Genomic DNA, 23,139 nt, shown 5'->3' with positions numbered 1-23,139 from the left:
GAGTCTCGCCAGGCGGCCCACGGGCTTCCTCACCCCCGGCGGCCCTTAGACTCGTCCTTTGGCACCTTTGTGTCCTTGTGCCGATCACGCCGATCAGCCGATCGAGTCGTGCGAGTCGTGCGGGGACCCACCAGCCAGCCATCGGAAGTACGGGAAGAGATGTCGGCACCGAACAAGTCGTACGACCCTGTCGAGGTCGAGGCACTGAAACCGGAAGAGATCGAGCGCATGCGGGACGAGGCGCTCGCCGCCTTCGCGTCCGCCGGCGACCTCGACGAGCTCCGCGAGGCGAAGACCGCGCACATGGGCGACCGCTCGCCCCTCGCGCTCGCCAACCGCGAGATCGGCGCCCTGCCGCCCCAGGCCAAGGCCGAGGCGGGCAAGCGCGTCGGACAGGCCCGCGGCGCCGTGAACAAGGCCTTCGGGGCCCGCACGGTCGCCCTGGAGGCCGAGCGCGACGAGCGGGTGCTGGTCGAGGAGGCGGTGGACGTCACGCTGCCCTACGACCGCGTTCCCGCCGGCGCCCGCCACCCGCTGACCACGCTGATGGACCGCATCGCGGACATCTTCGTCGGCATGGGCTACGAGGTCGCGGAAGGCCCCGAGGTCGAGGCGGAGTGGTTCAACTTCGACGCCCTCAACTTCACGCCCGATCACCCGGCCCGCCAGATGCAGGACACCTTCTTCGTCCAGGGCCCCGAAGGCACCCAGGGCGACGAGTCCGGCGTCGTGCTGCGCACCCACACCTCCCCGGTGCAGGCGCGTTCGCTGCTGGAGCGCAAGCCCCCCGTCTACATCGTCTGCCCGGGCCGCGTGTACCGCACCGACGAGCTCGACGCGACGCACACCCCGGTCTTCCACCAGGTCGAGCTCCTCGCCGTCGACGAGGGCCTGACCATGGCCGACCTCAAGGGCACCATCGACCACATGGTCAAGGAGCTCTTCGGGGAGCAGACCACCACCCGCCTGCGCCCGCACTTCTTCCCCTTCACCGAGCCGTCCGCCGAGATGGACATGCAGTGCTACGTCTGCCGCGGCGAGTCGGTGGGCAACCCCGACCGCCCCTGCCGTACCTGCTCCAGCGAGGGCTGGATCGAGCTCGGCGGCTGCGGCATGGTCAACCCCAAGGTGCTCGTCGCCTGCGGCGTGGACCCCGAGAAGTACAGCGGCTTCGCCTTCGGGTTCGGCATCGAGCGGATGCTGATGTTCCGCCACAACGTTGAAGACATGCGAGACATGGTCGAGGGTGACGTGCGCTTCACCCGGCCGTTCGGGAGTGAGATCTGATGCGCGTCCCGCTTTCCTGGCTGCGGGAGTACGTCGACCTCCCCGCAGGCGAGACCGGCCGCGACGTGGCCGCCAAGCTCGTCGACGCCGGCCTCGAGGTCGAGACCGTCGAGCAGCTCGGCGCCGGCCTCAAGGGCCCCCTCGTCGTCGGCCAGGTGCTGACCATCGAGGAGCTGGAGGGCTTCCGCAAGCCCATCCGCTTCTGCACGGTCGACGTCGGCCAGGCCAACGGCACCGGCGAACCGCAGGAGATCGTCTGCGGCGCCCGGAACTTCTCCGTCGGCGACAAGGTCGTCGTGGTCCTGCCCGGCGCCGTCCTGCCCGGCGACTTCGCGATCGCCTCGCGCAAGACGTACGGCAAGACCTCGCACGGCATGATCTGCTCCGGCGAGGAGCTCGGCATGGGCGACGACGGCACGCACGGCATCATCGTGCTGCCGCCGGAGTACGAGCCGGGCACCGACGCGATCGAGCTGCTGGAGCTCGTCGACGAGGTCCTGGACATCGACATCACCCCGGACCGCGGCTACTGCATGTCGATGCGCGGTGTGGCCCGCGAGGCCGCCACCGCCTACGGCCTGCCGCTGCGCGACCCGGCCCTGCTCGACGTGCCCGCGCCGAACTCGTACGGGTACGCGGTGAAGATCTCCGACCCGCAGGGCTGCGACCGCTTCACCGCCCGCACGGTGACCGGCCTCGACCCCGAGGCGCGCTCCCCGATCTGGCTCACCCGCCGCCTCCAGAAGGCCGGCATGCGCCCGATCTCCCTCGCCGTCGACATCACCAACTACGTGATGCTCGAACTGGGCCAGCCGCTGCACGCCTACGACCGCTCGCGCCTCGACGGCGAGATCGGCGTCCGCCGTGCCGAACAGGGCGAGAAGTTCACCACCCTCGACGGGGTCAAGCGGATCCTCGACGCCGAGGACCTGGTGATCACCGACAACAGCGGCCCGATCGGGCTCGCCGGTGTCATGGGCGGCGCCAACACCGAGATCGCCGACTCCGTCACCGACCCCGAGACCGGCGCCGTCACCGGCACCACCGACGTGGTCATCGAGGCCGCGCACTTCGACTCCGTGTCGATCTCGCGCACCGCCCGCCGCATGAAGCTGTCCTCCGAGGCCTCCAAGCGCTTCGAGCGCGGCGTCGACCCGCTGGCCGCCGCCGCGGCCGCGCAGCGCACCGTCGACCTCCTGGTGCTGCTCGCGGGCGGCACCGCCGAGGCCGGGGTCACCGAGCTCATCGCTCCGGGCGCCCCGCGCACCATCGCGATGCGCGCCGACCACCCGGACCGCGTCGCGGGCATGGACTACGGCCGCGAGACGGTCGTGCGCCGCCTCCAGGAGATCGGCTGCGACGTCTACGGCCAGGACGAGCTCGTCGTCACCGTGCCCTCGTGGCGGCCCGACCTCGCCGCGCCCAACGACCTCGCCGAGGAGGTCATCCGCCTGGAGGGCTACGGGAACCTCCCGTCCACCCTCCCGCAGGTGCCCTCCGGCCGCGGTCTGACCCCGCGCCAGCAGCTGCACCGCCGCGTCGGCCGCGCCCTGGCCGGCGCCGGCTACGTCGAGGCGCTCAGCTACCCGTTCATCGGCGAGGGCGTCTTCGACCAGCTCCAGCTGCCCGCGGACGACGCGAGCCGCCGGGTCGTCAAGCTGGTCAACCCGCTCTCCGACGAGGAGCCGGCGCTGCGCACCACGCTGCTGCCGGGCCTCCTCGGCGCGCTGCGCCGCAACGACAGCCGGGGCAGCCACGACCTGGCGCTGTTCGAGACCGGCTCGGTCTTCCGCGCCGGCGAGCAGCCGGGTGCCGCCGTGCGGCTGCCGGTCGACCGGCGTCCCACGGACGAGGAGATCGCCACCCTGGACGCGGCCCTGCCCGCGCAGCCGCGGTACGCCGCGGTCGTGCTGGCCGGCGCCCGCGAGCAGGCCGGCTGGTGGGGCAAGGGCCGTCCGGCCGACTGGGCCGACGCCGTCCAGGCCGCCCGCGCGCTGGCCGCCGAGGCGGGCGCCGAGCTGGTCGTCCGCCAGGGCCAGTACGGTCCGTGGCACCCCGGCCGCTGCGCCGAGCTGGTCGTCACCCTCGACGGCGCCGAGACGGTCATCGGCCACGCCGGTGAGCTGCACCCGCGCGTGGTCAAGGCCCTCGGTCTGCCGGCTCGCACCAGCGCCATGGAGCTCGACCTCGACCGCCTCGCGGCGGCCGGTGGCGAGGCCCTTCAGGCGCCCCGGATCTCCACCTTCCCGGTGGCGACCCAGGACGTCGCGCTGATCGTCGACGGGTCCGTCCCGGCCGCGGCCGTGGAGGCCGCGCTGCGCGAGGGCGCCGGCGAACTGCTCGAATCGCTGCGGCTGTTCGACGTGTTCACCGGCGAGCAGGTCGGCGAGGGCAAGAAGTCCCTCGCCTACGCGCTGCGCTTCCGCGCGCCCGACCGGACCCTGACCGCCGAGGAGTCCACGGCCGCGCGCGACGCGGCGGTGGCGCTCGCCGGCGAGCGGACCGGGGCGGTGCTGCGCGGCGCCTGATCCGCCGTGAGCAGGACCTGCTGAGGGGCCCGTCCGGACCACCGGACGGGCCCCTCGGGCATATCGGCAGGCATATCGGACGACGCTCACTCATTCGGGTGAGAACGGCCTCCGGCCGTGTCCGGTACGTCTGGAGGTCGACACAATCGTTCCGGCCGACGAGCCGGAGGGGAGCGTCCTGCGGATGATCACGCGCCGGGAGATGCACCGGGCGCGCCTGGGGTGCGTCCTCGCCTGGGGCGGCGCCGCGGTGTCCTGGGAGCTGTCCACCCCGGGCCCGCTGGGGCCCAGCCTCGCCACCTGCGCGGCCTTCCTGGTCCTGGCCACGGGCTGCGCCCTGCACATCCGGCGCGGCCTGGTCGCCGAGCTGCGGCGCTCGCGGGAGATCGCCGGGGCCACGCAGCGGGTCCTGCTGCGGCCGCTGCCGGGGCGGATCGACGGGCTGGCGCTGTGCGCCGCCCAGCTGTCCGCGAGCCGCGGGGCGGCGGTGGGCGGGGACCTGTACGAGGCCGTGCCGACGGCGTACGGGGTGCGGGTGGTGATCGGGGACGTGCGGGGCCACGGGCTGGCGGCGCTGGGCGCCGCCGCGGCGGTCCTCGGGTCCTTCCGCGAGGCGGCGTACGACGAGCCGTCGCTGGGCGGGGTCCTGCTGCGGATGGAGCGCTCCCTGCACCGGTACCTGCGGGAGCGTGCCCGGGCCGAGCACCCCTCGGCCTGCCCGGCCGATCCGGAGTCCCCGGTCGCGGAGGACTTCGTCACGGTCCTGCTGCTCCAGATCGCCCCGGACAACACGGTCCTGGCCCTGAACTGCGGCCACCCCTGGCCGTATCTCCTGCGCCGCGCGCCGGTGCCGCAACCCTGCGGGGCGGCTTCCAGCGGTGGCCGGGGGAGCAAGGGCGGGGCGGGGAGCGGGTCCGCGCAGCGGCACGCCGAGGCGCGCGTGCTGGACGGGGGCGACCCGTGGCCGCCGCTCGGGGTGCTGCCCGTACCGCCCGGCGTCCAGCCGGAAGAACTCGGCCAACTCCACCCCGGAGAAGCGCTCTTACTCCACACCGACGGCGCCGAGGACGCCCGCGACCGGCACGGCCGGTTCTTCCCCCTCGCCCGTTTCCTCGCGGCCCAGCAGACGCTCACGCCCGCGCGGCTGGTCGCGGGCGTGCACGCCGCCCTGCTGCGCCACACCGGAGGACGCCTCGCCGACGACGTCGCGCTGCTCGCGCTGCGCAACGACCGCACCTGACCGGGCACCGCACCGGCCACCGGGGACCGGACCCGCCCGGCCGGGGGGAGTGGAACGGCCCGGGCGGATCCGTGTCACCGGCGATGCCGCTCCGCACCGGGCCGGTGGACGGACCCGGTGCGGAACCGGCCGGGCTCGACGGGGGACCCACCCGGCGACCAACCGGGCGGCCCCCGCGGAGCCGTGGTGCGCCGCCCGCCCGCCATGGAGTGTCGGGCAGACAGCAGGGCGGGCGGCGCGTTGCCGGGTCGTCGCACTGTACGAGGGGGAGCCGACGACCGGGCGGCCTCCTTGGCGAGGCTCTTAAGTGAAGCGCGGCGCGGGCCCTCCGCGGCAGGGTGCGTATCGCATTTATGCGCGTTCTTGCTTCACACCCCGTGTGAATTGCCCGCACCCCACCCCGCGCGAACCGCCGAGCCACTAGCCTGAAGCCGACGAGCCCTTGGAGGGGCCCATGCAGCCCAACGCCCTGCTCGACGCCCTCCTCGCCGAGGCGGGCATGTCCCACGCCGGACTTGCCGCGCACGTCAACCAGGCGGGCCGGTCCCGCGGACTCGCGCTGCGCTACGAACACACCGCGGTCTCCCGCTGGCTGAAGGGGCAGCGCCCCCGCGGCCAGGTGCCCGACCTCATCTGCGAAGTGCTCGGCGGACGCCTGCACCGCCCCGTGGGCCTCGACGACATCGGGCTCGGCATCCCCGGCCGGCAGACCGCGCACGCCACCCGGCTCAGCGGCTTCGTGGACCGGGCCACCGCCCTGTGGCGCTCCGACGAGCTGGGCCGGCCCGCGCAGCTCACCGCGCAGGCCCTCACCGGCACCCCCGCCGTCATCCCGGTGTGGGAGTGGGAGAACCCGCCCGAGGACGCCGACGTGTCCCGCCCGGGCACGCAGCGGATCGGCCCCGAGCACATCGAGATCCTGCGGGCCGCCCGGGCCCACTACGAGCTGATGTACCGCCGGGCCGGCGGGATGGCCACCCGGGCCCGGATCGTCCGCTTCCTCGGCAGCGAGACCGCCCCGATGCTGCGCGGCGGCTACTCCGACGACGTCGGGCGGCAGCTGCACCGTGCCACCGGGTCCCTGGTGGCGGTCGCGGGCATCTGCGCGTACGACTCCGACGCGCACGGACTCGCCCAGCGCTACTTCCACCAGGCCCTGCGCCTCGCCAAGGCCAGCGGGGACCGGGGGCTCGGCGCGTACGTGATCGCCCTGCTGGTCAACCAGTCCCTGCACCTGCGGGACTTCCGCCAGGCCGTCGCCTTCGCCGAGGCCGCGCTGCGGGCCGCGGGCAGCCGGACGACCCCGGCACTGGCCGCCGACCTGTACGCGATGCAGGCCAAGGCCTACGCCCAACTCGGGGACACGGCGGCCGCCCTGGCCTGCATCCGGCGGGCCGAGACGGCCGCCGAGCGGATCCGGCCCGGCAGCGAGCCGGCCGAGACGGGCTACGTCCAGCCCGGGCTGGTCAACGTACAGGTGGCCGAGGCGCTGCTCAGTCTGGGCGACCTGGACGCCGCGCACGAGCAGGCCGCCGAGGCCGTCGGCACGCCGGCGCACGACCGGGGGCGGGTGCACCGGCTGGCCATGCTGTGCGAGATCCAGCTGCGCCAGGGGGAGGCGGACCGGGCGGTGGCCTCGGCGGCCGAAATGGCCGAACGGGCCAAGGGGATGGAGTCGCTGAGGCTGCGCGACCGGCTGCGAACGGTCCGGGAGGCGCTGCTGAGCAGTGGCTGTGCCGGTGCGGAGGAGACGGCCGCACTCATCGACGGGGCGCTGCGCGTTCCCCTGTGACGGTCCCAGCTGCTGCCATGTTGCCACCTACGAAGCGGAAGGCGGCAAAACCGTGCAGTGGACGAACCTGAGCGAGCAGACCGTGTACAAGAACCGCTGGTTCGACGTGAACCTCGCGGACGTGGAACTTCCCGACGGACGGCACCTGGACCACTTCGTCATCCGGCTGCGGCCGGTCGCCGTGGCCACGGCCGTCAACGAGGCGGACGAGGTGCTGCTGCTGTGGCGCCACCGGTTCATCACCGACAGCTGGGGCTGGGAACTGCCCGCCGGGGTGGTCGAGGACGGGGAGTCCGTGGAGGCGGCGGCCGCCCGGGAGATGGAGGAGGAGTCGGGCTGGCGGCCCGGCCCGCTCCACCACCTGATGACCGTCGAGCCCTCCAACGGGCTCACGGACGCCCGCCACCACCTCTACTGGGCGGACGGGGCCACCCGCATCGGCGAACCGGAGGACGGCTTCGAGTCCTCGCGGCGCGAGTGGGTGCCGCTCAAGCTCGTCCCGGACATGATCGGGCGCGGGGAGATCCCGGCCGCCAACATGGCGGCCGGACTGCTCCTGCTGCACCACCTGCGGCTCGGTTAGCCCTCCTCCCGGGCGGCGGCCGGCCATCGCCGGACCGCCGCCTTCTGGACCCGCCGGCCGAGGTTCTGCACCGGGATCTCCACCAGCCGGTACATCAGGTGGCTCACGGCCAGCGCCGCCGCGACGAGCAGCAAGGCCCACACGGCCCGGCCCGGGGCCGAGTGCGACAGCGGCACCCCCACCACGGGAGCGAGCGCGTGCACCAGCGGGACGTGCACCAGGTACACGGAGAAGCTGATCGCGCCGAGCCAGGTCAGCACCCGGGGGAAGCGCCGCCGCCGGAGCAGGAAGCCGAGCCCGAACACGGCCCAGGCGGCCAGGTAGGCCGACGACCAGGAGATCCAGCCCAGCGTCCAGGTGTGGTTCTGGAAGCCGTCCCGGTTGTACAGCCAGCCGACCAGCACACCCGAGACGACCACGAAACCGCAGGCGAGCAGGGACGGGACGCGGCCGCGCGCGGAGTGCTGCGCCCGGTACACCGCCGTTCCGGCGAACATGGTCGCGAAGATCGTCCACGTCTCGTACCAGGGGGCCCGGCTGTTCAGCGTGACGAGCACCAGGCCCAGCCCGGCCAGCAGCAGCGCGCCCGCCCGGGTCGGACCGGGCCGGCCGCTGAGCACCCCGGCGAAGCCCGCGAGCACGACCGGGACGACGACCAGCAGGGCGAGGCGCACCGAGTGGGGGTCCGGGGTCAGGAGCCTCTCACCGACGGCCGTGCCGACCGCGAGGGCGAGGGCGGCGCAGCCGGCGGCGATGGGGGCGCTGTGCCGGTGCAGGCCGCGGGTGAACAGGGCGGTGACGAAGAAGTAGAAGACCATCTCGTAGCAGAGCGTCCAGGTGACGTTCATGCCGTTGGTGACCCCGAGCACGTCCTGAAGCAGCAGGCCGTTCGTGATCAGCGAGCTCAGGTCGTCGCCGGTGCGCAGGACGCGGATCGCGCCGTCCCCGGACGGCAGCACCAGGAGCGAGACGACGATGGTGACGATCAGGGCCGGGTGGATCCTGAAGAACCGCCCGATCCAGAACCCCCGGACGTCACCGCGGCGTTCGAGGGAGGCCGGGATGATGTAGCCGCTGACTATGAAGAACAGCATGACCCCGAACAGGCCGAGGTCGAAGTTCCGTCCCACGATCTTCCCGGCGGGCAGCATCCGCAGGACGCCGAAATGGTGGAGGGCCACGACGAGGGCGGCGAGGCCGCGCAGGGCGTCGAGCCAGCCGAGCCGGGCGGCCGCCGAGGTCTTCGGGGCCGGGGAGGGAGACGGGGACGGGGCGCCGGAGGTGGGGGGCCGCACCGTTGCGGTCGTGGGGCTGTTCACCGGCAGGACCCTAGCGGCGCCCCGGCCGCCGCGCGGGCGACCGAGGCGCTTCTCACACCATATTCACGGCGGATCAGCCGTACGGGTAGAAACCCGAGCCGGTCTTGCGGCCCAGCCGGCCCGCGTCGACCATGCGCTGGAGCAGCGGGGGAGCGGCGTACAGCGGCTCCTTGTACTCGGCGTACATCGAGTCGGCGATCGACGCGATGGTGTCCAGGCCGATCAGGTCCGACAGCTTCAGCGGGCCCATGGGGTGGGCGCAGCCCAGCTCCATGCCGTTGTCGATGTCCTCGCGGCTGGCGATGCCCGACTCGAACATCCGGATCGCCGACAGCAGGTACGGCACGAGGAGGGCGTTGACGACGAAGCCCGACCGGTCCTGGGCGCGGACGGCGTGCTTGCCCAGTACGTCCCGCACCAGGGCCTCGGACCGCTTGACGGTCTCCTCGCCGGTCGTCAGCGCCGGGATCAGCTCCACGAGCCGCTGCACGGGCGCCGGGTTGAAGAAGTGGATGCCGATGACCTGGTCGGGCCGCGAGGTCGCGACGGCCAGCTTGACCAGCGGGATCGAGGAGGTGTTGGAGGCGAGGATCGCGTCGGGGCGGGTGATCACCTGGTCGAGGACCTGGAAGATCTCCGTCTTCACCTGCTCGTTCTCGACGACGGCCTCGATGACGAGGTCGCGGTCGGCGAACTCGCCGAGATCGGTGGTGAAGGTGAGGCGGGCCAGGGTGGCGTCCCGCTCCTCCTCGCTGATCTTGCCGCGTTCGGCGGCCTTGGTCAGCGAGTTGTGCAGCCGGGTGCGCCCGATCTCCAGGGCCTCCCCGGTGGTCTCGGCGACCTTCACCTCAAGACCGCTGCGGGCGCACACCTCCGCGATGCCCGCGCCCATCTGGCCACAGCCCACCACGCCGACCCTGGTGATGTCGGTCGGGAGGGTAGAGAGGTCCGTCACATCGTGCCTTTCGCTGCTCATCCATCGCGGGTCCCCCGTAGTTCGGCAGTGGTAACTGCACCCCGGCGCCCGCCACGCCCCCCGACGTTACTCCCGTCCTTCCCGCCCGTGGCGGGGCGGGGCGGGCATGCTGGGCGTTCGTGGAGCGAAGTCACGGAGAGGAACGGAGTCGTCACATGGCGTACATCGGACGACGGGGGCTGCTGGCGGGAGCGGCGGGGGCGCTGGCCGCGGCGGCGGGCGCGGGCCCGGCGGAGGCCGCCGCCCGCCCGGCGCGGGTACGGGAGCGGCCCGCCGGGGGCGGGGGAGCAGGCCGGGCGGCGGCCCGGGAGTTCCGGGGGATGTGGATCGCGACCGTACAGAACGTGGACTGGCCCTCCGCGTCGGGCCTCGCCGCCCGGGAGCAGCGCGCCGAGCTGACCGCCCTCCTCGACACCGCCGTCCGGCGCCGCCTGAACGCCGTGATCCTCCAGGTCCGGCCGGCCGCGGACTCCTTCTGGCCCTCCGCGCGCGAGCCCTGGTCGCAGTGGCTGACCGGGACCCAGGGCAAGGACCCGGGCTGGGACCCGCTGGGCACCGCGGTCGCCGAGGCGCACGCGCGGGGGCTGGAGCTGCACGCCTGGTTCAACCCGTACCGGGTGGCCAACCACACCGACCCCTCCCGGCTGTCCGCCGCGCACCCGGCCCGCCGCAACCCCGACTGGGTCGTCCCCTACGGCGGCAAGCTCTACTACAACCCCGGGCTGCCCCAGGTGAGGGCCTTCGTGCAGGAGGCCATGCTCGACGCCGTCTCCCGCTACCCGGTCGACGGGGTGCACTGGGACGACTACTTCTACCCCTACCCGGTGGAGGGGGAGTACTTCGACGACGACGACGCCTACGCGGAGTACGGCGCCTCCTTCGGCTCCCGCGCCGCCTGGCGCCGGCACAACACCGACACCCTGGTCTCCGAGATGTCGCAGCGGCTGCGCCAGGTCCGCCCGGCGGCGCGGTTCGGCGTCAGCCCCTTCGCGGTGTGGCGCAACCAGGACACCGACCCGCTCGGCTCGCCGACGCGGGCGGGCGTGCAGACGTACGACGACCTGTACGCGGACACCCGCAAGTGGGTCACCGAGGGCTGGCTGGACTACATCGTCCCGCAGGCGTACTGGCAGATCGGACACCCGCAGGCCGACTACGCGGCGATCGTGCCCTGGTGGGCGCGGACCGTCGCCGGCACGGGCGTGGACCTGTACGTGGGCGAGGCGCTGTACCGCTGCGACGCACACAGCTCCACGGCCGCCTGGCGCGATCCGGCGGAGCTGTCGAAGCACCTGACGCTCGCCAAGAAGTACACGGAGGTCCGCGGCCACGTCTACTTCTCGGCGAAGCAGGTGGCCGCGGACCCCAACGGTGCCATGGCCAGGGTCGTCGCCGACCACTACCAGGCGGTGGCGGCGCCGCGCTGACCGGATGTCAGCCGGTCCCGTGTGCCAGGGGCCTGCAGGTCAGGGGCCCCGCATGTCAGGTGGTCCGGTGCCGGCTGGTTCACTGCCAGGTGGGGGACGTGCCCTCGGGCCTGTCCGGGTGGCGTACCACGCAGTCGGGCCCGGGGGACATCACGGCGTCGTGCCCGTCCGGGAAGTGCACCCGGTACGGGGGCGCGCCGTTCTCGCCCAGCACCTCGACGATCTCGCCCACCCTGTCGTGCTGGCCCACGATCCTGCCGTGCTGCACCAGCTGGTCGCCCTCGGTCGCTCGCATCTGCTGACCTCCCTCGGAACAGGTCCGATCCGGTGCCTGTATTTTAGGCCGATCCGGGGCTATTTGACCCGTTGGGTCACGGTGATGCAGACCAGCACCGCCCCGGCGGCCAGCGGGGTCCCCGGGGACAGCCGCTCGCCCAGCAGCGCCACCGACCAGACCAGGGTCAGCAGCGGCTGGGCGAGCTGGAGCTGGCTGGCGCGCGGGGCGCCGATCGCGGCCATGCCGCGGTACCAGACGTAGAGCCCGAGGAAGGTGGAACCGGCCGCCGTCCACAGCAGGCCGGCCGCTCCGTGCCAGGTCAGGTGCACCGGCTCGGCCGCGAGCCCGAGCGCGGAGCCTGCCAGCGCCGGCGGCAGGCACAGCACCAGGGCCCAGCCGATCACCTGCCAGCCCGGCATCAGCCGGGCGAGGCGTCCGCCCTCGGTGTAGCCGGCCGCGCAGACCAGCAGCGCCCCGAACAGGTAGGCGTCCCCGGCGGAGGGGGCGCCGCCGCTCTGGGCCAGGGTGAACGCCAGGACCACCAGCGCCCCGGCGACGGCCGCCGCCCAGAAGGCCCGCGGGAGCCGGGTACCGGTGCGCAGGGCCGACAGCGCGGCCGTGGTCAGCGGGAGCAGGCCCACCACGACGGCGGCGTGCGAGGTGGTGGAGGTCCGCAGGGCGAGCGTGGTCAGCAGCGGGAAGCCCACGACCACCCCGCCGGCGACGACGGCCAGCCCCGCCCAGTGCTCACGGGCCGGCAGCGGGACCCGTCCGGCGATCAGGAAGCCGCCCGCGATGACCGCGGCCAGGGCGCTGCGCAGGGCCACGAACGACCACGGGCCGAAACCCTCCAGGCCCCAGGCGGTGGCGGGGAAGGTCAGCGAGAAGGCGACGACCCCGAGGAGGGCGAGGGCGGTGCCGCCGCGGCCCCCCGCTTGGACCGTGCTGTGGCCCCCCACCTGGACTGCTATCGGGGCCGGGCGAGTAGCGCTATTCTGTGCTGTCATGTACGAGCGTAGCAGTGTGGCGGAACTGGCGGAATCCCTCCGATCCGAGCTCGACCGCTACCCGGTGGGTGGAAAGCTCCCGTCGAGCCGGGCCCTGGTCGAGCGCTACCGCGTCAGCCCCGTCACCGTCTCCCGGGCCCTCGCGCAGCTCGCCGCCGAGGGGCTGGTGGTCACCCGCCCGGGCGCCGGCGCCTACCGCGCCCACCCCCGCGCGGCCGGCCTCACCCCCGGGGACACCTCCTGGCAGGAGGTGTCCCTCAGCGCCGAGGGGGCCGGGGAGGTCATCCCGCGCTCCGTGGACGCCTCCGGGCTGCTGTCCTCGCTCGCGGCCACGCCGCCCGGGGTCATCGAGCTCAACGGCGGCTACCTCCACCCTTCGCTCCAGCCCGAGCGGGCCATGGCCGCCGCACTGGCCCGGGCCGGGCGCCGCCCCGGGGCCTGGGGGCGGCCGCCGCTGGAAGGGCTGCCCGAGCTGCGCGACTGGTTCGCCCGGGAGATCGGGGGTGCCGTCGGGGCGCTGGGCGCCGCCGACGTGATGATCACCGCCGGCGGGCAGAGCGCCCTGACCACCGCCCTGCGGGCCCTGGCCCCGCCGGGCGCCCCCGTCCTCGTGGAGTCGCCCACCTACCCCGGGCTGCTGGCCATCGCCCGCGCCTCGGGCTGCCGGCCCGTGCCCGTCCCGATGGACGCCGACGGGGTCCGGCCCGAGCTGCTGGCCGCCGCCTTCGAGGCCACGGGAGCACGGGTCTTCGTGTGCCAGCCGCTGTTCCAGAACCCGACCGGGGCCGTGCTCGGCGCCGAACGGCGGCCCGAGGTGCTGCGGATCGCCCGGGCCGCCGGGGCCTTTGTCATCGAGGACGACTACGCCCGCAACCTCGCCCACGAGGACGCCGGACCGCTGCCCGCGACCCTGGCCGCCGAGGACGCCGACGGGATCGTCGTCCACGTGCGCTCCCTGACCAAGGCCACCTCGCCCAGCCTGCGCGTCGGCGCGCTCGCCGCCCGCGGCCCGGTACTGGACCGGCTGCGCGCCATCCAGGTGGTCGACAGCTTCTTCGTGCCCCGCCCGCTCCAGGAGGCCGCCCTCGAACTGGTCGGCGCCCCCGCCTGGCCGCGCCACCTGCGGGCCGTCGCCGCCGAACTGCGCCACCGCCGCGACGTGCTCGCGGGGGCCCTGCGGCGCGAGCTGCCCGGGGTGGAGCTGCCGCACCTGCCGCGCGGGAGCTATCAGCTGTGGGTCCGGCCCCCGGGCGGCGGTGACGACGCGGAGTTCGCGGCGGCGGCCCTGCGCGCCGGGGTCGCGGTCGCGCCCGGCCGCCCGTACTTCTGCGCCGAGCCACCGGCCGCGTACGTCCGGATGGGCTTCGCCGGGGTCTCGGGACCGGGGGAGCTGGTGGAGGCCGTCCAGCGCCTGCGCGGGGGGCTGCACTGGCCCTGACCTGCGGCGGGACGGCCAAAACCCGGTTGAGCGGCGCTGCGGCGCGCGCCTAACCTGCGGCCCATGAACGAGATCGTGATCACCTCCCTCGCCCGCCGTCCCGAACTGGCCTCCCGGCTGTGGGACATGCAGGACTCCTGGCCGCGGTTCTCCCAGCACGACTCCGTGGCCTGGCTGCTCTACCCGCGCCTGGTCGCCGAGTTCCCGGAGTACGTGTTCATCGCCACCGACGGAGACGAGGTGGTGGCGCGCGCCTTCAGCGTGCCGTTCGCGCTGCACTGCGCCGAGCGCGGCGGCGCGCTGCCCGCCCAGGGCTGGGACCGGGTCCTGATGTGGGCCTTCTCCGACCAGCGCCGGGGGATCCGGCCCGACACGGTGAGCGCCCTGGAGATCTCCGTGGCCACCGGCCGCCAGGGGCAGGGGCTCTCCGGGCGGATGCTGGCCGCGATGCGCGAGGGCGCCCGGGCCGCCGGGTTCACGGAGGTCGTGGCCCCGGTCCGGCCCAGCGGCAAGCCCGCCGAACCGCAGACGCCGATGTCCGAGTACGCGTACCGCACCCGCGAGGACGGCCTCCCCTACGACCCGTGGCTGCGGGTCCACATCCGGGCCGGGGCCGTCATCGACTCCGTGGCCCCGCTGTCGATGACCGTCACCGGCTCCCTCGCCCAGTGGCGCGAGTGGACCGGACTGCCCTTCGACGAACCCGGACAGATCCGCGTACCCGGCGCGCTGAGCCTCGTCCACTGCGAGCCGGAGCACGACTACGCGGTCTACGTGGAACCCAACGTCTGGGTCCGCCACCGGCTGGAGCCCGCGTCCGGCGCCTGACGAAAACACCCCCGTCCGGTCCGCGGCCGCCGCCGAGGGCTGTCCCGTAATCCCCGGCGGGGATTACGGGACAGCCCTTAGGTTGCCGCCATGACCGAGATTCGTGTGGCGGGCGCGGCCGACGGGGACGCGCTCGGGGAGATCCACGCCGCCGCCTGGGGGGCCGCGTACGGCCCCTTCTTCACCCCGCAGTTCGCCGCCGCCGGCGTTGCCGACCGGCGCGCCCGCTGGCACGGCCGGGTCGCCGACGGCCCGGGGACCGTCCTGCTGGCCCTCGCCGACGGCCGGCCCCTGGCCTTGTCCTGGTACCTCCCCTCGGGCACCCGCCCCCCGGGCACGGCCGAGATCCTCAGCTTCTACGCCCACCCCGACGGCTGGGGCACTGGCGTCGCCGCGGCCCTGATGACGGGCACGCTGGCCCGGCTGCGCGCGGACGGCTTCACCTGCGCGCACCTGTGGACCCTGCGCGACACGCCCCGCTCCCGCCGCTTCTACGCCAAGTCCGGCTTCACCGAGACCGGCGCCTCGCGCCTGTGCGACTTCGGCGACGGGCACCCCCTTGAACAGGTCGAATACGAGCGGGACCGTGGAGGTGACGGACCCTGGAAGGCCTTTGCATAAACCTGCATAGGTACGTATAGTCATGCCATCGAAGAGGAGGGTCCGATGGTGGTACGTGTAGCGGTGGCCGGAGCGAGCGGATACGCGGGCGGCGAGGTCCTGCGCCTGCTGCTCTCCCACCCCGAGGTGGAGATCGGCGCGCTGACCGGACACTCCAACGCCGGGCAGCTCCTCGGTGGCCTCCAGCCGCACCTGGTCCCCCTCGCCGGCCGGACCCTCGAGCCGACGACCGCCGACGCCCTCGCAGGCCATGACGTCGTCTTCCTCGCGCTGCCGCACGGACAGTCCGCCGCCGTCGCCGCCGAACTCGGCGACGACGTGCTCGTCGTCGACATGGGCGCCGACCACCGGCTGAAGGACTCCGCCGACTGGGACCGCTTCTACGGCGCCCCGCACGCCGGGACCTGGCCCTACGGCCTTCCCGAGCTCCCCGGCGCCCGGGCCGCCCTCGCCGGCACCAAGCGCATCGCCGTCCCCGGCTGCTTCCCCACCGCCGTCTCGCTCGCGCTCTACCCCGCCTACCAGGCGCGGCTCGCCGAGCCCGACGCCGTGGTCGTCGCCGCGACCGGCACCTCCGGAGCGGGCAAGGCCCTCAAGCCGCACCTGCTCGGCTCCGAGGTCATGGGCACCGTGACCCCCTACGGCGTCGGCGGCGTCCACCGCCACACCCCCGAGATGGTGCAGAACCTCTCCCCCCTCGCCGGGGAGAAGGTCTCCGTCTCCTTCACCCCCCACCTGGTGCCCATGCCGCGCGGCATCCTCGCCACCTGCTCGGCCAAGGCCCGCCCCGGCACCACCGCGGAATCGCTGCGCGCCGCCTACGAGAAGGCGTACGCGGACGAGACCTTCGTCCAGCTCCTCCCCGAGGGCGCCTGGCCGACCACCAAGGCGGTGTACGGCTCCAACTCCGTGCACCTCCAGGTCGCCTACGACGAGTCCGCGCAGCGCGTCATCGCCATCAGCGCCATCGACAACCTGACCAAGGGCACCGCCGGCGGCGCGGTGCAGAGCATGAACATCGCCCTCGGCCTCCCCGAGGCGACGGGACTTTCCACGATCGGAGTCGCACCGTGAGCAGGGGGCACCTCCCAGCGGTAGCCGGGGGAGCACGCGCAGCCACCGGGCTGCAGACGACCATGATGGCCGCGCCGGCGCGCTGCGCGGGCGGAGAAGCGAACGAGGAGATGCTGTGAGCGTCACGGCAGCACAGGGATTCACGGCGGCGGGCATCGCCGCCGGGATCAAGGCGAACGGCAACCCCGACCTGGCCCTCGTGGTCAACAACGGGCCGCGGCTGGCCGCCGCCGGCGTGTTCACGTCCAACCGCGTCAAGGCCGCCCCGGTCCTCTGGTCCGAGCAGGTTCTGCGCGGCGGCACGGTCAGCGCCGTCGTCCTCAACTCCGGCGGCGCCAACGCCTGCACCGGCCCCAAGGGCTTCCAGGACACCCACGCCACCGCCGAGAAGGCCGCGGCCACTCTCAACGAGCACGGTCTCGGCGGCGAGCACAACGCCGGCGAGATCGCCGTCGCCTCCACCGGGCTGATCGGCGTCCTGCTCCCGATGGACAAGCTGCTGCCCGGCATCGAGACGGCCGCCGCCGCCCTGTCCGCCGACGGCGGCGAGGCCGCCGCCATCGCCATCAAGACCACCGACACCGTGCACAAGACGGCCACGGCCGGCCAGGACGGCTGGACCGTCGGCGGCATGGCCAAGGGCGCGGGCATGCTCGCCCCCGGCCTGGCCACCATGCTCGTCGTCCTCACCACCGACGCCGACCTGGACTCCGCCACCCTGGACAAGGCGCTGCGCGACGCCACCCGCACCACCTTCGACCGGGTCGACTCCGACGGCTGCATGTCCACCAACGACACCGTCCTGCTGCTCGCTTCGGGCGCCTCCGGCCAGGTCCCCGTCTACGAGGACTTCGCCCGGGCCGTCCGCACCGTTTGCGACGACCTGGCCCGCCAGCTCATCGGCGACGCCGAGGGCGCCAGCAAGGACATCCGCATCGAGGTGATCGGCGCGGCCAGCGAGGAGGACGCGGTCGAGGTCGGCCGGTCCATCGCCCGCAACAACCTGCTCAAGTGCGCCATCCACGGCGAGGACCCCAACTGGGGCCGGGTGCTCTCCGCCATCGGCACCACGAAGGCCGCCTTCGACCCGGACCGCCTGAACGTCGCCATCAACGGCGTATGGGTCTGCAAGAACGGCTCGGTCGGCGAGGACCGCGACCTGGTCTCCATGAAGGACCGCGAGGTGCACATCACCGCGGACCTGTCCACCGGCACCGAGTCGGCGGTCATCTGGGCCAACGACCTCACGGCCGAGTACGTCCACGAGAACAGCGCGTACTCCTCATGAGCGCCGCGAGGAAGCACACCGCGCTGCCCAAGGCGCAGACCCTCATCGAGGCCCTGCCCTGGCTCACCCGCCACAACGGCAAGATCGTCGTCGTCAAGTTCGGCGGCAACGCCATGATCGACGAGGACCTGAAGGCGGCCTTCGCCCAGGACGTGGTCTTCCTGCGCCAGGCCGGCCTCAGGCCCGTCGTGGTCCACGGCGGCGGCCCGCAGATCAAGGCCCAGCTCGCCAAGGAAGGCCTGGTCAGCGAGTTCAAGGCGGGCTTGCGCGTCACCACGCCCGAGGCGATGGACATCGTCCGGATGGTGCTGGCCGGACAGGTCCAGCGCGAGCTGGTCGGGCTGCTCAACCAGCACGGCCCGCTCGCCGTCGGCATGACCGGCGAGGACGCCCACACCATCACCGCCACCCAGCACAAGCCGGAGATCGAGGGCGAGCTCGTCGACATCGGCCGGGTCGGGGAGATCACCTCCATCGACACCGGAGCGATCCGGGCCCTGCTCGCCGACGGCCGGATCCCGGTCGTCTCCTCCATCGCCCGCAGCGCCGACGACGGCCACGTCTACAACGTCAACGCCGACACCGCGGCCGCCGCCCTGGCCGCCGCGCTGGGCGCCGAGACGCTGATGGTCCTCACCGACGTGGAGGGCCTCTACGCGGACTGGCCCAACAGCGACGAGGTGATCAGCCGGCTCACCGTCAGCGAGCTGGAAAAGCTGCTGCCCGAGCTGTCCAGCGGCATGGTGCCCAAGATGGAGGGCTGCCTGCACGCCGTGCGCGGCGGCGTCCCCACGGCCCGCGTCCTCGACGGACGCGTCCCGCACTCGATCCTGCTGGAGATCTTCACCGACCAGGGCATCGGCACGATGGTCGTGCCCGACCCGCAGCCCGGAACCGACCGGCCCGACGCACCGCAAGGGGGAGCGCAGTGACGCACAACGAGGACTACGCCGCCCGCTGGCAGGGCGCGCTCACCGACAACTACGGCACCCCGGCGGTGGCCCTGGTCCGCGGCGAGGGAGCGCAGGTCTGGGACGCCGACGGCAAGCAGTACACCGACTACGTCGGCGGCATCGCGGTCAACGCCCTCGGCCACGCCCACCCGGCGATCGTCGAGGCCGTCACCACCCAGATCCAGACCCTGGGCCACGTCTCCAACCTCTTCGCCTCCGAGCCGGTCATCGCCCTCGGCGAGCGGCTGCTCCAGCTGTTCGGCCGCGAGGGACGGGTCTTCTTCTGCAACTCCGGCACAGAGGCGGTCGAGGCCGTCTTCAAGATCGGTCGGCTCACGGGGCGGACCCACATGGTCGCCACCGACGGCGGCTTCCACGGCCGGACCATGGGCGCCCTCGCCCTCACCGGCCAGCCCAAGAAGCAGACCCCGTTCCTGCCGCTGCCGGGCGAGGTCACCCACGTCCCCTACGGTGACGTCGAGGCGCTGCGGGCCGCCGTCACCGAGGAGACCGCGCTCGTCCTCATCGAGCCCGTCCAGGGTGAGAACGGCGTGGTCGTCCCGCCCGCCGGCTACCTGAGCGCCGCCCGCGAGATCACCCGGGCGACGGGTACCCTGCTCGCCCTCGACGAGGTCCAGACCGGCATCGGCCGCTGCGGCACCTGGTTCGAGTACCAGCAGCACGAAGGCGTCGACCCCGACCTGGTCACCCTCGCCAAGGGCCTGGGCGGCGGCCTGCCCATCGGCGCCGTGGCCGCCTTCGGCCCCACGGCCGGGCTCCTGCAGCCGGGCCAGCACGGCACCACCTTCGGCGGGAACCCGGTCGCCTGCGCCGCCGGCCTCGCGGTGATCGACACCATCGCCACCGACGGACTCCTCGACCGGGTCAAGGCCCGCGGCGAGCGGCTGCGCTCCGGAATCGAAGCCTCCGGTCACGGGCTGGTCTCCCACGTCCGCGGCTCGGGCCTGTTGCTGGGTATCGTGCTGACGGAGCCCCTCGCACCGAAGGTGCAGCTGGCGGCTCAGCAGGCCGGATTCCTGGTCAACGCGCCCGCCCCCGACGTCGTACGGCTGATGCCCCCGTTCGTCATCACCGAGGCCGAGGTCGACGCGTTCGTCCGGGCACTTCCCGGCATCCTCGACGAAGCGGGACGATCCGGAGAATGAGACGACGATGAGCCAGGCGCAGGAACACGAGCAGAACGGCGGCCCTTCCGTTCCGCAGACCCGCACCGCCCGCCACCGCCGGATCGTGGACATCCTCAACCGGCAGCCGGTCCGCTCCCAGAGCCAGCTGGCCAAGCTGCTCGCCGACGACGGGCTGAGCGTCACCCAGGCGACGCTCTCCCGCGACCTCGACGAGCTGGGCGCGGTGAAGATCCGCAACACCGGCGGCGAGCTGATCTACGCGGTCCCCAGCGAGGGCGGCTTCCGCACCCCGCAGGCCCCGCTCGGCGAGTCGGCGAAGGAGGAGCGCATGCGGCGCCTCTCCGGCGAGCTGCTGATCTCGGCGGAGGCCTCCGCGAACCTCGTGGTCCTGCGCACCCCGCCGGGGGCGGCGCAGTTCCTCGCCTCGGCCATCGACCAGGCCGAACTCCACGCCGTCCTCGGCACCATCGCCGGCGACGACACCCTGATGCTCATCAGCCGTGACCCCTCCGGCGGCCAGGCCCTGGCCGACCACATGCTGCGCCTGGCGCAGAAGGAGGGCTAGGGGCCCGGGGCCAGGAGCCCGGGTTCCGGGGTTTCAGTACCGGGTCACCGCCAGGGGGCCGTCCTCCGTACCGATGGCGATGTGCGGGGCGCGGCGCGGGTTCGCCCAGCGCAGCAGCTCGCGCATCGCGCCCCGCGGCACCGAGACGCAGCCGGCCGTGGCGCCCCTGCCGTCGACGTGCAGGAAGATGCCGGCGCCCCGGCCGCGTACGGGGCGCTCGTAGTTGAAGCCGATGACCAGCGCGTGCGCGTACTGCTCCGCGTACGCCACCAGGTGCTCGGACTCACCCGGCGCGCAGTCGGCGGGCAGCGGCTCCGTCCAGCGGTTGTAGGCGGCGGAGGCGTTGTCCTGGCACCACCACGAACGGTCCGTCACCCGCCGGTAGGCGTACCCCGTCCCGGCCGGGGCGTGCGCGATGCCGAAGGCGTACGGAAGGCCGTACAGGCCGGTCGGGGTGGTGTTGGTGCCCTGGGTCCGGGTGGTCCCCTCGGTCAGACCGTTCGCGCCGAACCGGGCGGGCGCGCGCCCCGCCTCGTACCAGCGGCCCGCGCGCCGGTCCCACCAGGTCAGCACGCCGGTGGTCGACCCGGGGGCGGGGGCGACGGCCGTGATCAGCTGGCTGCCGCCGCCGGTGTCGGCGAGACGTTCGGGCAGTGGATCCGGGCCGTGCGGCCACAGCCCGGCGAGGACCAGCGAGCCGGCGACGAGAGCGTTACGCAGCACACGCCCGACGGTACGGGCCGACGGGCCCGAGCCCGGCGCAGGCAGGCCGCCACCACCCGATCGGCCGCCCCCCGCCCGTCCCACACGGGGCCCTGCCGCCGGCGGCCCGTTCCGGGTTCCCCCGCCTCGGGTCCGCCTCCGGCGCGGTGGGGCCGGCCACGCGCGGGCCGGTCCTGCCCTGGGGCGGCCCGGGGCCGGAGGTCCGTCCGTCGGCGGGCCGGCCCGGGTTCCCCCGCCTCGGGTTCGCCTCCGGCGCGGTGGGGCCGGCCATGCGCGGGCCGGTCCTGCCTTCGGGCGGCCCGCCGGCCCGTCCGTCGGCAGGCCGGGACCGGCCGTCCGGGCGATGGCCGGTCGCCGGGCCGGTCCCGGCGGCGGCGTCAGGGGCGGGGGCCCGGGGCCGGGCGGCTCCAGGGCGGGCGGGTCAGCCGCAGCTCGTCGGCGCCAAGGAGCTTCGCCGCTCGCGCGAGCAGTCCGCCCAGCTCCGTCTGGGCCGCCTCGCCCTCGTCCAGGGTGACGAGCCAGTTCCAGCCGGCCACCCGCTCCCGTGCGCGGCGCCGCGTACCGGGGTCCGGGTCGTCCAACAGGGCGACCGACGCCCGGAGTTCGGCGCTCCCGCCCCGGCCCTGCAGCAGCCGGAAGGCCGCCCTGCGGGTGTGCGGGCGCCACTCCGGACCGGTACGGGCGGCCAGCGCGGCCGCGTCCAGCCGCCACGCCACCGGCAGCAGCTGCAGCGCGGCCTCGCGGGCCACCGAAGCCGACGAGTCGTCAAGCAGCGGCAGCAGCACCCCGTCCTCCAGGACGACGCCCGCCCGGCGCAGCCCGGCCAGGGCGGCGCCCCGCACCGGTCCGGCGGGGTGGGCCAGCAGGCCGCGCAGCAGCGCCCGGTCGGCCGGCTCCGCCACCTCGCAGTAGCCCGTCACCGCGTACCGGCTCACCTGCTCGGGGTCCATGAGCAGCGCCCGGTAGTGCGCGTACGGGTCGCCGCCCTCCTGGCGCAGCAGCCAGCGGGCGCAGGCGCGCACCGACCCCGCCCGGTCGGCGAGGTACCGGTCCGCCTCCGCCGCCCGCCCGGCCCGGCGCAGGGCAGTGACCCCCGCGCCCCGTACGGCCGGCAGGCGCGATCCCAGCAGGGTGTCGACCGCCTCGTCGTCCGGCCCGTCGGTCGCCATCGCCGCCAGGACGGCGTCGGTCCACATCCGGCCGAGTGCCGGATCCGGCTCGGCGGCGGCCCGCCGGGCGAGTTCCCGTACGCCGTACCGGCCGGTGGCGAGGGCCACCCGGGCGGCGAAGCGGCGGGTCGGCAGGTCGGGGCTGCGGCCCAGCCGGTCGAGCATGCCCGCGCGCTGCGGGGCGGTCAGCGAGTTCCAGCTCCAGGTGGTCGCGGCCTGCCCGGGCCGCCACCACGCGGCGAGGAGGGAGTACCGGCCGGCCAGGGCGGCCTCCAGCTGCTGCACCGCCCAGCCGCCGTGCTCGCGCCCGCCCAGCCGCAGGAAGAGCGGGGTGAGTTCGGTCAGCGCGTGGGCGGCGTCGTAGGGCACCGGGCGGCCCAGCGCCCTGCGGGCCCGGTCCCGGGTCCGGGCGGGGTAGTTGGCCAGCACCCGGCCCAGCACCCGGCGGGCGCGCTCGCGCACCTGCGGGACCCAGTCGGCGCACCGGATCAGGACGAGCTGCAGGGGCGGGTTGCGCCACGCGGCGAGCGCGGAGGCGCGGATCCGTCCGTCGGGGTGGCACAGCCGCGCCTCCAGCCGGTTCACGGGTGCGGGCGCCCCCGGCAAGCGCTGGAGGCGGCGCACCTCCTCGTCGAAGGCGGTCCAGGCCTCGGGCCCGTTGCCCAGCAGCCGGCCCGCCACCGGGGCGGTGTCCCCGCGCACCAGCCCCTGCGCCACGCTCCGGCCCCTGGCCGCGTTCTCGGCCGCGCTCCACACCATGTCCTCCCCCGGCTGGTTCCGCCCCGATCGTAGGCGGCGCCCCCCGGGCCCCGCCCGCGATATACGGGCTGGTCAGCGTCGGGGGCGGGCCACTTGATTGACGAAACATGCAGAGCAATGCATAGTTATGCTTGTTC

20 protein-coding genes are annotated in these 23,139 nt (G+C 74.2%); 14 read left to right on the top strand and 6 right to left on the bottom strand.

Annotation, left to right across the window (positions count from 1 at the left end; genetic code table 11):
* Positions 1-159: 159 nt before the first annotated feature.
* The 5 genes from pheS (at position 160) to B4U46_RS07590 (ending at position 7,430) form a co-directional block, all read left to right on the top strand.
* Positions 160-1,287: a phenylalanine--tRNA ligase subunit alpha gene (gene pheS / locus B4U46_RS07610; protein WP_079425206.1), complete on the top strand. Its 1,128-nt coding sequence runs from the start codon at positions 160-162 to the stop codon at positions 1,285-1,287.
* Entirely contained in the window at positions 1,287-3,815 is a 2,529-nt protein-coding gene (pheT, locus tag B4U46_RS07605; protein WP_079425204.1) for a phenylalanine--tRNA ligase subunit beta, read from the top strand. The genes pheS and pheT overlap by 1 nt, the downstream gene beginning before the upstream one ends.
* A 184-nt stretch (positions 3,816-3,999) precedes the next feature.
* Positions 4,000-5,055 carry a PP2C family protein-serine/threonine phosphatase gene (locus B4U46_RS07600; RefSeq protein ID WP_079425203.1) on the top strand — a complete coding sequence of 352 codons (1,056 nt, stop codon included), beginning with the start codon at positions 4,000-4,002 and terminating at the stop codon, positions 5,053-5,055.
* 454 nt (positions 5,056-5,509) lie between these two features.
* A complete protein-coding gene (locus B4U46_RS07595) occupies positions 5,510-6,847 on the top strand; it encodes a transcriptional regulator (RefSeq protein WP_079425201.1) in 1,338 nt (445 codons plus the stop codon).
* 52 nt (positions 6,848-6,899) lie between these two features.
* Positions 6,900-7,430, top strand: a complete 531-nt coding sequence (locus B4U46_RS07590) for an NUDIX hydrolase (RefSeq protein ID WP_079425199.1) — start codon at positions 6,900-6,902, stop codon at positions 7,428-7,430.
* Here the strand turns inward: B4U46_RS07590 and B4U46_RS07585 are convergent.
* Positions 7,427-8,749 (bottom strand): acyltransferase family protein, encoded by a 1,323-nt coding sequence (locus tag B4U46_RS07585; protein ID WP_159402075.1) that lies wholly within the window; start codon positions 8,747-8,749, stop codon positions 7,427-7,429. The two genes, B4U46_RS07590 and B4U46_RS07585, sit on opposite strands and share 4 nt — an antisense overlap.
* 73 nt (positions 8,750-8,822) lie before the next feature.
* Entirely contained in the window at positions 8,823-9,725 is a 903-nt protein-coding gene (locus B4U46_RS07580) for a 3-hydroxybutyryl-CoA dehydrogenase (RefSeq protein WP_079425195.1), read from the bottom strand.
* 155 nt (positions 9,726-9,880) lie between these two features.
* Between B4U46_RS07580 and B4U46_RS07575 the strand changes: the two genes are divergently transcribed.
* The gene (locus B4U46_RS07575; RefSeq protein ID WP_079425193.1) at positions 9,881-11,152 is read left to right on the top strand and encodes a glycoside hydrolase family 10 protein; all 1,272 of its coding nucleotides are present in this window, start codon (positions 9,881-9,883) and stop codon (positions 11,150-11,152) included.
* 79 nt (positions 11,153-11,231) lie between these two features.
* Here B4U46_RS07575 and B4U46_RS07570 read toward each other — a convergent pair whose 3' ends face one another.
* Positions 11,232-11,447 (bottom strand): DUF1918 domain-containing protein, encoded by a 216-nt coding sequence (locus tag B4U46_RS07570; RefSeq protein ID WP_079425191.1) that lies wholly within the window; start codon positions 11,445-11,447, stop codon positions 11,232-11,234.
* A gap of 59 nt (positions 11,448-11,506) precedes the next feature.
* Positions 11,507-12,436: a DMT family transporter gene (locus B4U46_RS07565; protein WP_079425189.1), complete on the bottom strand. Its 930-nt coding sequence runs from the start codon at positions 12,434-12,436 to the stop codon at positions 11,507-11,509.
* Between B4U46_RS07565 and B4U46_RS07560 the strand changes: the two genes are divergently transcribed.
* The 8 genes from B4U46_RS07560 to B4U46_RS07525 all read left to right on the top strand — a co-directional run bounded on the left by B4U46_RS07560 (position 12,435) and on the right by B4U46_RS07525 (position 20,351).
* Positions 12,435-13,874, top strand: coding sequence for a PLP-dependent aminotransferase family protein (locus B4U46_RS07560; protein ID WP_079425187.1), 1,440 nt, complete (start codon positions 12,435-12,437; stop codon positions 13,872-13,874). The genes B4U46_RS07565 and B4U46_RS07560 overlap by 2 nt on opposite strands.
* A 63-nt stretch (positions 13,875-13,937) precedes the next feature.
* Positions 13,938-14,702, top strand: coding sequence for an N-acetyltransferase (locus B4U46_RS07555; RefSeq protein WP_079425185.1), 765 nt, complete (start codon positions 13,938-13,940; stop codon positions 14,700-14,702).
* A gap of 90 nt (positions 14,703-14,792) precedes the next feature.
* Complete coding sequence (locus B4U46_RS07550; protein ID WP_079425183.1) at positions 14,793-15,323, top strand: GNAT family N-acetyltransferase; 531 nt, start codon at positions 14,793-14,795, stop codon at positions 15,321-15,323.
* 45 nt (positions 15,324-15,368) lie between these two features.
* On the top strand, positions 15,369-16,397 hold the full coding sequence (argC, locus tag B4U46_RS07545) for an N-acetyl-gamma-glutamyl-phosphate reductase (protein ID WP_079425181.1): 1,029 nt from the start codon (positions 15,369-15,371) through the stop codon (positions 16,395-16,397).
* A gap of 115 nt (positions 16,398-16,512) precedes the next feature.
* Complete coding sequence (gene argJ, locus B4U46_RS07540) at positions 16,513-17,685, top strand: bifunctional glutamate N-acetyltransferase/amino-acid acetyltransferase ArgJ (protein WP_079425179.1); 1,173 nt, start codon at positions 16,513-16,515, stop codon at positions 17,683-17,685.
* Positions 17,682-18,617, top strand: a complete 936-nt coding sequence (gene argB / locus B4U46_RS07535; protein WP_079425178.1) for an acetylglutamate kinase — start codon at positions 17,682-17,684, stop codon at positions 18,615-18,617. Before argJ ends, argB begins: the two co-directional genes overlap by 4 nt.
* Complete coding sequence (locus B4U46_RS07530) at positions 18,614-19,804, top strand: acetylornithine transaminase (protein WP_079425176.1); 1,191 nt, start codon at positions 18,614-18,616, stop codon at positions 19,802-19,804. The genes argB and B4U46_RS07530 overlap by 4 nt, the downstream gene beginning before the upstream one ends.
* 7 nt (positions 19,805-19,811) lie before the next feature.
* Positions 19,812-20,351: an arginine repressor gene (locus B4U46_RS07525; protein ID WP_079425174.1), complete on the top strand. Its 540-nt coding sequence runs from the start codon at positions 19,812-19,814 to the stop codon at positions 20,349-20,351.
* A 33-nt stretch (positions 20,352-20,384) separates the two neighbouring features.
* Here the strand turns inward: B4U46_RS07525 and B4U46_RS07520 are convergent, their stop codons facing one another.
* Both B4U46_RS07520 and B4U46_RS07515 read right to left on the bottom strand, forming a co-directional pair.
* Positions 20,385-21,071 (bottom strand): L,D-transpeptidase family protein, encoded by a 687-nt coding sequence (locus B4U46_RS07520; protein ID WP_079431612.1) that lies wholly within the window; start codon positions 21,069-21,071, stop codon positions 20,385-20,387.
* Between the two features lie 380 nt (positions 21,072-21,451).
* Entirely contained in the window at positions 21,452-23,002 is a 1,551-nt protein-coding gene (locus B4U46_RS07515; RefSeq protein WP_079425172.1) for a hypothetical protein, read from the bottom strand.
* Between the last annotated feature and the right edge of the window lie 137 nt (positions 23,003-23,139).

The organism is Streptomyces katrae (assembly GCF_002028425.1).
Taxonomy (GTDB): Bacteria; Actinomycetota; Actinomycetes; order Streptomycetales; family Streptomycetaceae; genus Streptomyces; species Streptomyces katrae_A.
This window is presented reverse-complemented; position numbering and strand designations above follow the sequence as displayed.